This window comes from Streptomyces sp. NPDC058796, assembly GCF_042745235.1.
Classification (GTDB): Bacteria; Actinomycetota; Actinomycetes; order Streptomycetales; family Streptomycetaceae; genus Streptomyces.
On record NZ_JBHYOP010000001.1, the window covers coordinates 857,901 to 870,682 of the forward strand.

The 12,782-nt window shown below is 72.0% G+C and carries 12 protein-coding genes; 6 read left to right on the forward strand and 6 right to left on the reverse strand.

Features of this window, described 5'->3' with window-relative positions; translation table 11 throughout:
* Positions 1–302: 302 nt before the first annotated feature.
* Both ACFW47_RS03790 and ACFW47_RS03795 read left to right on the forward strand, forming a co-directional pair.
* A complete protein-coding gene (locus ACFW47_RS03790; RefSeq protein WP_386285867.1) occupies positions 303–2,150 on the forward strand; it encodes a glycoside hydrolase family 3 protein in 1,848 nt (615 codons plus the stop codon).
* A gap of 142 nt (positions 2,151–2,292) precedes the next feature.
* The gene (locus ACFW47_RS03795) at positions 2,293–2,958 is read left to right on the forward strand and encodes a hypothetical protein (protein ID WP_386285869.1); all 666 of its coding nucleotides are present in this window, start codon (positions 2,293–2,295) and stop codon (positions 2,956–2,958) included.
* A 45-nt stretch (positions 2,959–3,003) separates the two neighbouring features.
* On the opposite strand, the gene ACFW47_RS03800 is transcribed toward ACFW47_RS03795, so the two are convergent.
* The 4 genes from ACFW47_RS03800 to ACFW47_RS03815 form a co-directional block, all read right to left on the reverse strand.
* Positions 3,004–4,428 carry a S28 family serine protease gene (locus ACFW47_RS03800; protein WP_386285871.1) on the reverse strand — a complete coding sequence of 475 codons (1,425 nt, stop codon included), beginning with the start codon at positions 4,426–4,428 and terminating at the stop codon, positions 3,004–3,006.
* Positions 4,429–4,535: 107 nt separating this feature from the next.
* On the reverse strand, positions 4,536–4,928 hold the full coding sequence (locus ACFW47_RS03805) for a hypothetical protein (protein WP_386285873.1): 393 nt from the start codon (positions 4,926–4,928) through the stop codon (positions 4,536–4,538).
* Between the two features lie 91 nt (positions 4,929–5,019).
* The gene (locus ACFW47_RS03810; RefSeq protein WP_386285875.1) at positions 5,020–8,769 is read right to left on the reverse strand and encodes an ABC transporter ATP-binding protein; all 3,750 of its coding nucleotides are present in this window, start codon (positions 8,767–8,769) and stop codon (positions 5,020–5,022) included.
* A gap of 96 nt (positions 8,770–8,865) precedes the next feature.
* Complete coding sequence (locus ACFW47_RS03815) at positions 8,866–9,861, reverse strand: esterase-like activity of phytase family protein (protein ID WP_386285877.1); 996 nt, start codon at positions 9,859–9,861, stop codon at positions 8,866–8,868.
* Positions 9,862–9,951: 90 nt separating this feature from the next.
* On the opposite strand from ACFW47_RS03815, the gene ACFW47_RS03820 reads away from it, so the two are divergent.
* Positions 9,952–10,323: a hypothetical protein gene (locus ACFW47_RS03820; RefSeq protein WP_386285879.1), complete on the forward strand. Its 372-nt coding sequence runs from the start codon at positions 9,952–9,954 to the stop codon at positions 10,321–10,323.
* Positions 10,324–10,333: 10 nt separating this feature from the next.
* On the opposite strand, the gene ACFW47_RS03825 is transcribed toward ACFW47_RS03820, so the two are convergent.
* Positions 10,334–10,615 carry a hypothetical protein gene (locus ACFW47_RS03825; protein ID WP_386285881.1) on the reverse strand — a complete coding sequence of 94 codons (282 nt, stop codon included), beginning with the start codon at positions 10,613–10,615 and terminating at the stop codon, positions 10,334–10,336.
* Positions 10,612–10,938, reverse strand: coding sequence for a hypothetical protein (locus tag ACFW47_RS03830; RefSeq protein WP_386304650.1), 327 nt, complete (start codon positions 10,936–10,938; stop codon positions 10,612–10,614). The genes ACFW47_RS03825 and ACFW47_RS03830 overlap by 4 nt, the downstream gene beginning before the upstream one ends.
* A 162-nt stretch (positions 10,939–11,100) precedes the next feature.
* On the opposite strand from ACFW47_RS03830, the gene ACFW47_RS03835 reads away from it, so the two are divergent.
* The 3 genes from ACFW47_RS03835 to ACFW47_RS03845 all read left to right on the forward strand — a co-directional run bounded on the left by ACFW47_RS03835 (position 11,101) and on the right by ACFW47_RS03845 (position 12,771).
* Positions 11,101–11,895 (forward strand): Scr1 family TA system antitoxin-like transcriptional regulator, encoded by a 795-nt coding sequence (locus ACFW47_RS03835; protein ID WP_386304651.1) that lies wholly within the window; start codon positions 11,101–11,103, stop codon positions 11,893–11,895.
* Positions 11,888–12,115 carry a DUF397 domain-containing protein gene (locus ACFW47_RS03840; RefSeq protein ID WP_386304653.1) on the forward strand — a complete coding sequence of 76 codons (228 nt, stop codon included), beginning with the start codon at positions 11,888–11,890 and terminating at the stop codon, positions 12,113–12,115. The genes ACFW47_RS03835 and ACFW47_RS03840 overlap by 8 nt, the downstream gene beginning before the upstream one ends.
* A gap of 191 nt (positions 12,116–12,306) precedes the next feature.
* The gene (locus ACFW47_RS03845; protein WP_386304656.1) at positions 12,307–12,771 is read left to right on the forward strand and encodes a hypothetical protein; all 465 of its coding nucleotides are present in this window, start codon (positions 12,307–12,309) and stop codon (positions 12,769–12,771) included.
* Positions 12,772–12,782: the final 11 nt, after the last annotated feature.

Genomic DNA, 12,782 nt, shown 5'->3' on the forward strand with positions numbered 1-12,782 from the left:
GGCGCGGCCGGGCGCGTCCAACCCGCGCTGCCGGACGAGTCTCCGTGGTGCGGTGTCGGCCTCGCTGCTGGCTGCGATCGCTGACCACCCTCTCCAGCCGCACCGCGGCCGGCAGCCCGCCGCCGTCGGCGCGCCCCCCTCCCAAGCGCCGGCGGCGGCCCCTCCGGCCCCGCCCGCCGCTTCCGGCGATGCCTGTGCGCTCCCTTGACTGGCAGAAACTTCCCGGATATTGGTGACTCCTTGGAAGTTTCCTTCAGCAGCTCTCCAGCGATTCCCAGCGGATCACTCCGGAAGGAGCGCACGTGCACCACAGCAGCACGGCCGGCACGGGAAGCACCGCACCCCCCTCCAGACGTACCGTCCTCGCCGCCACCGCGGTCGTCGGCGCGGCCCTGGCCGCCGGCGGCGGCACCGCGTACGCCGACGCCCGCAGGCCCGACGACGACAAGCTGCGCGCCCTCATCTCCCGCATGACGCTGGAGGAGAAGGTCGGCCAGCTCTTCGTCATGCGCGTCTACGGCCACTCCGCCACCGACCCCGACCAGGCCGACATCGACGCAAACCTCAAGGAGATCGGCGTCCGCACCGCGGCCGAGCTGATCGCCAGGTACCGGGTCGGCGGCATCATCTACTTCGCCTGGGCGCACAACACCCGCGACCCGCAGCAGATCGCCGACCTGTCCAACGGCATCCAGAAGGCGTCACTCGAACTCCCGCGCGGCCTCCCGGTGCTCGTCTCCACCGACCAGGAGCACGGGATCGTCGCCCGCGTGGGCGAGCCGGCGACCCTCTTCCCGGGCGCGATGGCCGTCGGGGCGGGCGGGTCGCGGTCCGACGCCCGCACCCTCGGGCGGATCGCGGGCGCCGAGCTGCACGCCATGGGCATCCGCCAGGACTACTCCCCCGTCGCCGACGTGAACGTCAACCCGGCCAACCCGGTGATCGGCGTACGGTCCTTCGGCGCCGACCCGGACGCGGTGGCGGAGCTGGTGGCCGCCGAGGTGACGGGGTACCAGCGGTCCGGGGTCGCCGCGTGCGCCAAGCACTTCCCCGGGCACGGCGACACCGCCACCGACAGCCACACCGGCTTCCCGGTCATCACCCACAGCCGCGAGCAGTGGGAGGAACTGGACGCGCCGCCCTTCCGCGCCGCGATCGAGGCCGGCATCGACGCCATCATGACCGCCCACCTCATGGTCCCGGCGCTCGACGACTCCGGCGACCCCGCCACCCTCTCCCGCCCCATCCTCACCGGCATCCTGCGCGAGGAGCTGGGCTACGACGGGGTCGTGGTCACCGACTCCCTCGGCATGCAGGGCGTGCGGACCAAGTACGGCGACGAACGGGTGCCGGTGCTGGCGCTGAAGGCCGGCGTCGACCAGTTGCTCAACCCGCCGGACCTGCCGCTCGCCTGGAACGCGGTCCTGACGGCCGTGCGCGAGGGCGAGCTCACCGAGGCGCGGCTCGACGAATCGATCCTGCGGGTGCTGCGGCTGAAGGCGAAGCTGGGCCTGTTCCGGGACGCGTACACCAGCCGCCGGGACGTCGACCGCACCGTCGGCACCCGCGGTCACCTGGCCGCGGCGGACCGGATCGCCGAACGCTCCACCACGCTCCTCGTCAACGAGGGCCGGCTGCTGCCGCTGTCGCGCCGGGAACACCGCCGGGTGCTCGTGGTCGGCGCCGATCCCGCCTCCCCCTCGGGCACCACCGGGCCGCCGACCGGCGTCCTCGCGGGCGCGCTGACCGAGCTGGGCTTCTCCGCCACCGCCCTGTCCACCGGCACGGCGCCCTCCGCCGCCGTCATCGACCGCGCGGTCGCAGCGGCCGGGGACGCCGACGCGGTGGTGGTCGCGACGTACAACGTGACGGCGGGCAGCAGTCAGCGCACGCTGGTCGCGCGGCTGCTGGAGACCGGCAGGCCGGTCGTCGCGGTCGCGATCCGCAACCCGTACGACGTGGCCCACCTCCCGGGCGTTCCCGCCTTCCTCGCCGCCTACTCCTGGACGGACGTCGAGGTGCGGGCCGCCGCCCGGGTGATCGCCGGGCGGGTGCGGCCGCGCGGCAAGCTGCCGGTTCCGGTGGTGCGGGCGGACGATCCCGAGACGGTGCTGTACCCGCTCGGGCACGGGCTGTCGTACCGCTCGTAGGCGGTCGCGGCCGGTCGCCGTCCGTAGCCCGCCTACGTCACGCGCCGGGGGCGCCCCCGTCACCCCTGCGCAATGCACCCCGCGCCGCTGGCGTGCCCCGCTGCGGCGGGTCACGCTGGACGGGGGATCCGGGGGGATGGCGATGCGTGGGAGATCGGCCGTGCGGGCGTTGTGCGCCCTGTCGGCGTTGTGCGCCGTGCTGCTGACGGGATGCCAGAGCCCGGCGGGCCTGGCGGGCGGCGGCGCCACGGACGGGAGCGGTGGCGACGGGGCGCCCGGTGGGGCCACCGCGTCGGGCCCGGCGGCCGTGCGGCCCTCCGGGTACGGGGCGGTGTTCCTCGCGATCGACGAGTGCAGTTCGTTCGGGACGGTCAGCTTCACCGAGGTACCGTGCGCCAGCGAGCGGGCGGCGGCGCGGGTCGTGGCCCGGGAGGACGGCCGCGCCGCCGACGGGCCGCCGTGCCCCGCCACCACCGACTTCGTCCTGCACATCAGCGAACAGCGCCCCTCCGCCGACGAGGACGGCGACGGGGCCGTGCCCCAGGGCTACGCCTGCATGCGCAGGCTCCAGCCCCCGCACCCCGGCGACCCGGGCGGCGGGGGCGGCCCGCGCACCATCGTCGGCGACTGCGTCTACGACGCCGGCGACGGCAAGGTCCGCGAGACCGCCTGCGACGGCTCCGGGAAGAAGAAGCCCCAGTTCAAGGTGGTCGAGGCGGTCGCCGCCCGGGCGGACTGCCCCGCCTCGACCGGGCTCTACGTCCGCCTCGGCGGCGAACGCCCGGTGGGCTGCGCCCGGCCGCTGTGAGCACCTCAGGGGCTCACACCCGACCGGCCGGGCGCAACCACCGTCCTACGGGCGCAGCGCCGGCTCGCGCTGCACGTCCCGCTTGTCCAGCTTGGCGTCGAACGTCGCCAGCGGCCTGGCCGCCGACGGGTCCTCCTGGACCTCGGCGGGGGCGACACCCGCCCAGTCGAGGATCCGGGCCGTGGCGAGGGCCTTCTCCTCGGGCACCAGACCGGCGACGTTGGCGCCGTGGTTCATGCCGGGCGCGGTGAGGACGTAGGAGTCGCGCGCGCCGTGCCCGAGGCGGAAGGGCTCGGCGCCCCACGGGTCGTTCTCGCCGTACACGAACAGCATCTGGTCGGCGTTGTGCCGCACCCAGCGGTCGACGTCCCGCATCGCCCACGGCTGGAACCGCATGTCGATGTCGCGCGGCACGAAGTTGCGCGGCGGCTGGTAGCCGTAGCGGATGTACTTCTTCTCGATGTGCGGGAAGTGGATCGTCGGCGCGCCCAGCTGTGTGCCCGCCTGGTAATAGTACGGCGTGTACGGGGCGAGCCCCTGGTCCGTGTAGAAGGAGAAACCGGAGATCGAGTCGACGGAGTTCCAGATCTCGTCGTCCGTCGCGTTCTTCGCGTCCGCCGGGATGTCCGCGCAGTCCTTCACGGTGCTGTACTGCCAGAAGCCCCAGACGTAGTCCAGGACGACGGCCTCGTAGGCGCGGTCGAGGCTGCCGATGGTGTCGAAGGTGTACCCGTTCTCGGCGGCGTACGCCTCGTACTTCTCCTTCAGCGGCGCCCGGCGCACCAGTGCCTCGCGCTGCACGCCGTTCAGCCGGTCGCGGCACTCCTCGGTGCCGACGCGGGCGAAGAAGCGGTCGTAGGCCGAGTCCTCGCGGTTGACGACGTCGTTGGGGGCGACGTAGGCGACGACGCCGTCCATGTCGCGCGGGTAGAAGCGCTCGTAGTAGGTGGCGGTCATGCCGCCCTTGGAGCCGCCCGTGGAGATCCAGTTCTCCGAGTAGACCGGCTTGAGCGCCTTGAAGATGCGGTGCTGGTCGCTGGCCGCCTGCCAGATGTCCAGCTTCGACCAGTCGGCCGGCTCGGGCCGGGACGGGGTGAAGTAGCGGTACTCCATGGAGACCTGGTTGCCGTCCACGATCTGGGTCGGCTCGCGGCGGCCGGGGTTCGTCGAGACGTTGTAGCCGCCGGTGTAGAAGACCGTCGGGCGGCTCACGTCCTTGTGCAGCACGGTGATCCGCTGCTGGAACGTGCCCTTGTACGGGCGCCGGTGGTCGACCGGCTGGGTGTAGTTGAGGACGAAGAAGCGGTAACCGGTGTACGGCTTCTCCTCGATCAGGCTCATGCCCGGTATGGACAGCAGCCGGTCCTTGATGTCGACGGCCTTCGGCTCGGCGGCGGTGGCCGCGCCCGCCGTGCTGACGGTGCCTATGAGCACCACGAGCGCCAGCAGCCATCTGAGCGCCTTGCGCATGCACCCTCCCTGTGAAACAGATGTGCGCCGGAAGCTATCGGAGCAAGTCACCCGTACACCAGGGGAGATCGCGAAATGGCCGGCGGCGGTGGCCGCCGGGGACGGGCTCAGCAGAGGATCCAGCCGGAGCTGACCGAGCGCCCCGACACCGTGCCCCGCACCCACACGCAGCGGTTCCCGGCGTGCACCGTCACCGGCCCCGCCCGGTGGGCGAACCGCCCCGAGTCCACGACCGGCCGGCCACCGCGCGCCTGCACACTGACGGACATCTGCCGTTTGGTGCCGGTCTTCTTCGGGACGGTGACGGCGCACACGTAACCGCCGCGCTGATACACGAGGACCGCACCGGTGGCGAACGGAAGCGTACGGACCTTGCGCCCCGGACACGCCGCCGCGGCCTGCGCCTCCTGCGGCACCGCGACGGCGAGCAGCCCGGCCGCCGCCAGCACGGCCGTGCCGAGTGCCAGCCGCCGGCGTATGCCGGCTCCACCCTGTCCCACCGTGGTCCTCTCCGTCCCGTCCGACCCCCGTACGGCGATCACCGTCGTACGGGTGTACGGACGCACGGCCCCTGTCGAAGGTTGCGCGGGCTCAGTGCAGCGCGCCGACCGGCTCCTCCGGTTCGGCGGCGCCGACGAACGTCCGCCACAGCCGCGCGTACCGTCCGTCGAGCGCCAGCAGCTCCTCGTGCGTGCCGTCCTCGGCGACCCGCCCGTGGTCCATGACGACGACGCGGTCCGCGCGGGCGGCCGTGGTCAGCCGGTGCGCGACGACGAGCGTGGTGCGGCGGCCCGCGATGCGGTCGGTGGCCTGGTTGACCTGCGCCTCCGTGGCCAGGTCCAGGGCCGCCGTCGCCTCGTCGAGGAGCAGGACGTCCGGGTCGACCAGCTCGGCGCGGGCCAGCGCGATCAGCTGCCGCTGCCCGGCGGAGAGGTTGCGGCCCCGCTCGGCGACCTCGTGGAGGTAGCCGCCGGTGAGCCGGGCGATCATCTCGTGGGCGCCGACCGCCCGCGCCGCCGCCTCCACCTCGGCGTCGGTGGCGTCCGGGCGTCCGTACGCGATGGCGTCGCGGACGGTGCCGGGGAACAGGTACGCCTCCTGCGGGACGACGCCGAGCCGGTGCCGGTAGGAGGTGAGGTCGAGGTCGCGCAGGTCCTGCCCGTCGACCGTGACCCGGCCGCCGGTCGGGTCGTAGAACCGGGCCACCAGCTTCACCAGCGTCGACTTGCCCGCGCCGGTCTCTCCGACGAACGCGACGGTCTGCCCGGCAGGGATGCGCAGGTCGATGCCGGTGAGGGCTTCCTCGTCGTCCCCGTACTGGAAGCGCACGTCCTCGAAGGCGATCTCGCCGCGCAGGGACGTGACCTCCGACGGCTTCTCGGCGGCCCGGGTGGAGGTCGGCTCCCGCAGCAGTTCCTGGATGCGTCCGAGGGACACGGACGCCTGCTGGTAGCCGTCGAAGACCTGGGAGAGCTGCTGGACGGGCGCGAAGAACAGGTCGATGTAGAGGAGGTACGCCACCAGAGCGCCCGTCGTCAGCGTCGCGTTGTCGATCCGCACACCGCCGACGACCAGCACGGCCGCCGCCGCCCCCGAGGACAGCAGCTGCACGAACGGGAAGTAGACCGAGATCAGCCACTGGCCCCGGATGCGGGCCTGCCGGTAGCTGTCGCTGCGCTCTGCGAACCGCCGCCCGCCGTCCCGCTCACGCCGGAACGCCTGCACGATCCGCAGCCCCGCCACCGACTCCTGGAGGTCGGCGTTGACCGTGGACACCCGCTCGCGGGCCAGCTCGTACGCCTTCACACTGGCCCGGCGGAAGAAGTACGTGGCGATGATCAGCGGCGGCAGCGTCGCGAACACGACCAGCGCCAGCTGCACGTCGATCACCAGCAGGGCGACCATGATGCCGAAGAAGGTGACGACCGAGACGAAGGCGGTGACCAGTCCCGTCTGCAGGAACGTCGACAGCGCGTCCACGTCCGTCGTCATCCGGGTCATGATCCGGCCGGTCAGCTCGCGTTCGTAGTAGTCCAGGCCGAGCCGCTGGAGCTGGGCGAAGATCTTCAGCCGCAGCGAGTACAGGATCCGCTCCCCGGTCCGGCCGGTCATGCGGATCTCGCCGGTCTGCGCCGTCCACTGGGCGAGCACGGCCAGCAGGCCCAGCAGCGAGGCCGCCCAGACCGCGCCGAGGGCCAGCTGGGTGACGCCCTCGTCGATGCCGTGCCGGATCAGCACCGGCAGCAGCAGCCCCATGCCGGCGTCCACGGCCACCAGGGCGAGGCTGATCAGCAGCGGGGTGCGGAAGCCGCGCAGCAGCCGTCGCAGCCCGTACGACTCCTCCGGCTCGACCGCCCGCGCCTCGTCCACCTCCGGCTTCCCGTCGGCCGGGGGCAGCGCGTCGACCTGGGCGAGCAGTTCCGGGGTGGCCGGGGTGCCGGCCAGGGCGGCGTCCCGCGGCGTGCGGTCGCCGGTCCACAGCCGCGGGGTGATCCCGCGCTCGGCGTCGAACTCGGCGTCCAGTTCGTCGCGTACGGACGTGTCCTCGGCGGGTGCGGCGGGCCGGGCGTGCCCCGGGGAGACCCCGCCCAGCTCGTCGGGGTCGGTCAGCAGACGCCGGTAGAGGGCGGAACGCTCCTGGAGCTCCTCGTGGGTGCCGAGGTCGGCGAGGCGGCCCCGGTCGAGTACGGCGATGCGGTCGGCGAGGCCGAGGGTGGAGCGGCGGTGGGCGATCAGGAGGGTGGTGCGGCCCCGCATGACCTCCTTCAGCGCCTCGTGGATCTCGTGCTCGACGCGGGCGTCCACGGCGGACGTGGCGTCGTCGAGGACCAGCAGTCTGGGGTCGGTGAGGATGGCGCGGGCGAGCGCGACGCGCTGGCGCTGGCCGCCGGAGAGGGTCAGTCCGTGCTCACCGACCGTGGTGCCGTAGCCGTCGGGCAGCTCGGTGATGAACCCGTGGGCCTGCGCGGCCCGCGCCGCGGCCTCGATCTCCTCGTCGGTGGCGTCGGGGCGGCCGTAGGCGATGTTGGCGCGCACGGTGTCCGAGAAGAGGAACGAGTCCTCGGGCACCAGGGCGATGGCGGCCCGCAGCGAGTCGAGGGTCAGCTCGCGCACGTCGTGGCCGCCGACCAGGACGGCGCCGCGCGTCACGTCGTAGAAGCGCGGCAGGAGCAGGGAGACCGTGGACTTGCCGGAGCCGGACGAGCCGACGACGGCGAGGGTCTCGCCGGGCCGGATCTCGAAGGACAGACCGTCGAGGACGGGGGTGCCGGAGCCGTCACCGGCCTCGTTCCCGTTCCCGTTCCCGTAGGCGAAGGACACGTCGTCGAACTCGACGGTGGCCGGCGCGTCGGCGGGCAGCTCCTTGGCGCCGTCCTCGATCGCCGGTTCGGTGTCGATCAGGTCCAGCACCCGCTCGGTGCCGGCGCGGGCCTGCTGGCCGACGGTGAGGACCATGGCGAGCATGCGGACCGGTCCGACGAGCTGGGCGAGGTAGGTGGAGAAGGCGACGAAGGTGCCGAGGGTGATGTTGCCGCGCACGGCCAGCCAGCCGCCGAGGGCGAGCATGGCGACCTGCCCGAGGGCGGGGACGGCCTGGAGGGCGGGGGTGTAGGTGGCGTTCAGCTTGATCGTCCGCAGCCGCCCGGCGAAGAGCCTGCGCCCGACCTCCCTGAGCTTGCCCGTCTCCTGCTCCTCCTGCCCGAAGCCCTTCACCACGCGTACGCCGCTCACCGACCCGTCGACCACACCGGCCACGGCGGCGGCCTGCGCCTGCGCGTACCAGGTGGCCGGGTGCAGGCGGGTGCGGCTGCGACGGGCGATGAACCACAGGGCGGGCGCCACGGCGAGCGCGACCAGGGTGAGCGGCGGGGACAGCCACGCCATGATCACGAGGGAGATCAGGAAGAGCAGGACGTTCCCGATGGTCATCGGGAGCATGAAGAGCAGGCTCTGGATCAGCTGGAGGTCGCTGGTCGCCCTTCCGACCACCTGTCCCGTGGACAGTTCGTCCTGTCGCCGCCCGTCGAGCCTGGTGATCGTCCCGTACATGTCGGTGCGCAGGTCGTGCTGGACGTCGAGGGCGAGCCGGCCGCCGTAGTACCGCCGGATGTAGGTCAGGACGTAGACCACGACCGCGGCGCCGATCAGCAGACCGGCCCAGACGGCCATGTCCCTGGTCTTCGCGCCGATCACGTCGTCGATGATGACCTTGGTGATCAGCGGGACCAGGGCCATGACGGCCATGCCGCCCAGCGACGCGCCGAGGGCGAGGATCACGTCCTTGGGATAGCGCCAGGCGTAACCCGCCAGTCGTCGTGCCCATCCCCGTTGCGCGTCCACGCCGTGCCCTCCGGTCGTCCGTCGGTCGTCCTGCTCACCTGATCTACCGGAAGGCACCAACGCGGGCGAGCGGGGATTTCATCCCGCAGCGACGATTCAGGCGCGCACGCGGAGCCGCAGGAAGCGGGTCGTCTGCACGGCGTTCTGGTTGTCGTCGCTGACGATCAGGACGTCCAGGCGGCCCTTGCTCCGGCCGGTGACGGCCATCCCCTCGAAGTTGTCGAGGAGCGGGTTGGGCTGGGGCTGCTTGGCGGTGGCGCCGAGGGTGGGGCAGCCGGCCAGGTCGGCGAGGAGGGTCTTGCCGAGTGCGGCGCCGCCGCCGTGCCGGTCGGTCAGGTACAGGCGGACGGTGTTGCCGACGCCCGAGGTGAAGCCGCGTTCCAGGACGAGCAGGCGGCCGGAGGGGGTCGCGGTGACCTCGGAGACGCCCAGGCCGGGGTCCGTCCGGTACGCGAACCGGGTGCCGAGCCGGAAGTCGCCGTGCCCGGCCCGCCGCCAGGTCTGGAAGCGGACGAGGTCGGCGGGGTCCCCGGCGAGCGGGTACTCCATGGAGGCGATCAGGGTCCGGCCGCCGGGCAGGAGGGTCAGCCCCTCGAAGCTGCCGTTGGCCCGGGCGCGGCCCTCCGGGGCGGTGCGCAGCGCCTCCGGCACGGGGAGGCGGCCGAGGATCTCGCCGGTACGGGAGTAGCGGCGGACGGACGGCTCGGTCTCGGAGGAGACGAGGTAGGTGCCGTCCCGGTCGGTTACCAGTCCCTCGGCGTCGAGGGCGGCGCCGTTCTCGTCGGTGAGCGGGACGACGTCCCGTGGCTGGAGGGAGCGGGCATCCAGCCGGAAGAGGGCGGACCGGTCGGAGAGGGCGGCGACCGTGCCCCGGCGGTCGGGGGCGAGTGCGGAGAAGTTGCCGACGTAGGTGCCGTCGTGGGTGGTCTTGTCGAGGGCGTCGGAGTAGCCGGCGAGGGAGACGGCGGGCGAGCAGGCGTTCCCCTGCGGACGTTCCTGTGCGACGGCCGGTCCGGCGGTGACCAGGCAGCCGGCCACCGCGAGGCCGGCGGTGAGGGTGGCGAGGGAGGTGCGGAGCATTCTCGGGCGCATGGCCGAAACCCTAGGCCGGGGGAATGGCCGAGAGTTGACCGCTTTCCGAAGGACAGGGTTCGGCGGGGTACAGGTGGCAAGTAATGAGCCATGCCAGACCAGAACGAGAGCGGCCACAGACTGGCCGGTCGGCTGTACGCGACGATGCGAGTACTGAAGTTCCTCACCAAGCCCTCCGAGCCGAAGCCGGTCGCCGATGAGGAACTCACAGGGCAGGACAGTCCGAGCGAACGCATCCAGGACCTGAAACTGGACCTCTTCAAGGACCTGGTGGTCACCCTCCAGAAGGGCAGGCACGCGAAGGCGGCCGGTGAGGTGTTCCGCGCGATACCCGCCCTGGTGCCCAGGCAGAGTGTCGCCTTCGAGAAGAACCTCGGCGTGCACGGACTGGCCGAATTCAACGCCGGCTATCGCGCTCAGCTCGCCGAGTTCAAGGAGGCCTTTCCGGAACTGGTCGAGTGACGGCTCACCTTCAGCGCGACCTCATGCCCCGGCTCTGGGCGACGCGGTGCACCTCGGTGAGCGCCTCGCGCATGCGGTGCAGCGTGAAGCGGAGCTGTTCGGGCGTCGCCCGAGCGTCCGCGAGCAGGGCGGCGGCGTGGTCCAACAGCTCCTCCGCCATGTCGAGGTGGGTGGTCTCGACGACGTCGGCGATCCGCGACAGCGGGCCGTCGCCGTCGGTCAGCAGGTAGCAGGGCTTGCCCTCGGAGCCGGCCCAGGGCAGCAGCCGGGCCGGACGCGCGCCGTACTTCACCGCGCCACCTCCACGCCGTGCGGCACCCGCGGGCCGAGGTCGATGCCGTGCACCGCGAACCGGAGCGCGCGGCGCCGGGCCTGGCGCCGTCGGGCCTCCTCCTGCCGTTCGTGGGCGAGCAGGTAGGGGCGTACGAGCACGTTGTCCTCTCCCCGCAGGGCCGGCATACCGGTGCGGCGGACGGTCATGTCCGGGGTGTACGAGGGTTCGGCGGATTCCGTCGCGGGAGGACGTCGGCGGCGGCGCCGCCCTGAGCCGGGCAGCAGGAGGGCGAGCAGTGGAAGCAGGGGCAGCCCGGCGAGGCGGGCGATACGGTGACGCATGTCGTCGGCTCCGTGGAGATCGGTGACCACGCCCCCGGACCGGTGCGACGGTCGCGGGGGTCTCGCTTTCCGTAGCGATGCGCGTACAGAGTGAGACGAGCGGAGCTAGGCTCGCCAGGGGTGCGGATGTGACGGCGCCTTTGTCACACGGGAGTCGAACGGATGAGCAACATCTACGGCGACTGGCTCAAGCAGCAGCGCGAAGCGGCCGACCTGACGCAGCAGCAGCTGGCCGACATGGCCATCATGACGCGGTCGCACATCGCGCACATCGAGGCGGGGCGCCGGGTGCCGTCGAAGGAGGACGCGCGACGGCTGGACCGCGCCCTGAACACGGGGAATGTGCTGAGCAGCTTCCTCCCGGAAGAGGACGCGGCGGTCGCGGACTACTTCGAGGCGGCAAGGCAGTTGGAGTCGCAGGCGGTGACCATCCGGGAGTCGGCTGTGACGTTCGTGCCCGGGCTCCTCCAGACCCGGCCGTACGCGCGTGCAGTCCTCAGCACGACGTATCCTCCGTTGACCGCCGAGGAATGTGACAGGCGCCTTGTCACACGCCTCGAACGGGCGAGGCTCCTTGACGACCCGGTCACACCCGTCTTCTGGGCGTTGCTGGACGAGGCGCTGCTGCACCGCGTCGTGGGTGATCGAGAAGTCATGGCGGGGCAACTGACACACATCGCCGGTCTCGCGGAGGCAGGGCGTGTGCGAGTGCACGTGATGCCCCGGGACCGGGGCGCCTATCCGGTGATGCAGAGCATGCTGAGCCTGATGTGGTTCGAAGACCAGCCGCCCGTGGCGTACTCGGAAGGCATCCACGTAGCCAAGATCCACGACAGTCCGGCCGTCGTCGACCGATTGCAGGGCGCCTACTATCACGCGTTGAGCGACGCACTGTCGCTCCGCGAAACGGTCGCCCTGCTCAAGTCGACAGCGAAGGACTACGAAGACGATGCCTGAGCCTGTGATCCCGAACGCGGCCGAGCTTGTGGGCTGGCGCAAGTCCAGCTACAGCGGCAATGAGGCCGGAAGTTGCCTGGAGGTGGTGGACGGTCATCCTGAGGGGATACCGGTGCGGGATTCGAAGGTTCCCGACGGGCCGGCGTTGCTCCTCTCTACTTCCGGCTGGACGTCGTTCATCACGTCCCTCAAGGAAGACCCCCCTCCCTCCAAAGCGTGAACACTTCACCCTCAACTGTCCTCCGCTCGCTCATACGAGTGCCCAGATGACATTCACCCCCCAACTGCTCACGCCTTTTCCCGGCCATGGGGCCATGAGCCCCGCCTCCTGGCCCTACCGCAACCCCCTCGGCACCGGAAACGTGATCAGCACGGTGCGCACCCTCATGCGCACCGACGGCCAACGTGTCCGTGACCGCCATCGCCCGCGCCTCCAGGCTTCACCTGCGCGCGCTTCAGACGGAACTCGCCCGAGCCTTCGACGAGGCGGACCGTACCGACCCGAGCGACGGCACCGTCGACGGAATCGTGCGGCACCTGACACAGGTCGTACGCATCGTCCGGCGTCATCCGACGACGGCCGCCGTCGCCCGAACCTCGCGCACGGCGCTGCCCCGGGCGCATGCCGCGACGGACGGCCCCCTGGTGCAGACGGTCACCGGACGCGTCAGCGATCTGCTGCACCCCCTCGCCCCCCGCGGCGGCGTGTGGAGCGATGCCGCCCTGTTCTCCAGGCCCTGGAAGGTCCTGTGGATCGCCCGTCCCGCCGCCCTCTGTCCCGAGGCCGTCGGTGACCAGGAGTGGGAGGACACCTTGGACGGGGCCTTCGCCGAGTTGCTGCGCGATCTGCTCGCCCCTTGGGCCACGGCGGACTGAGCACGGCCCGG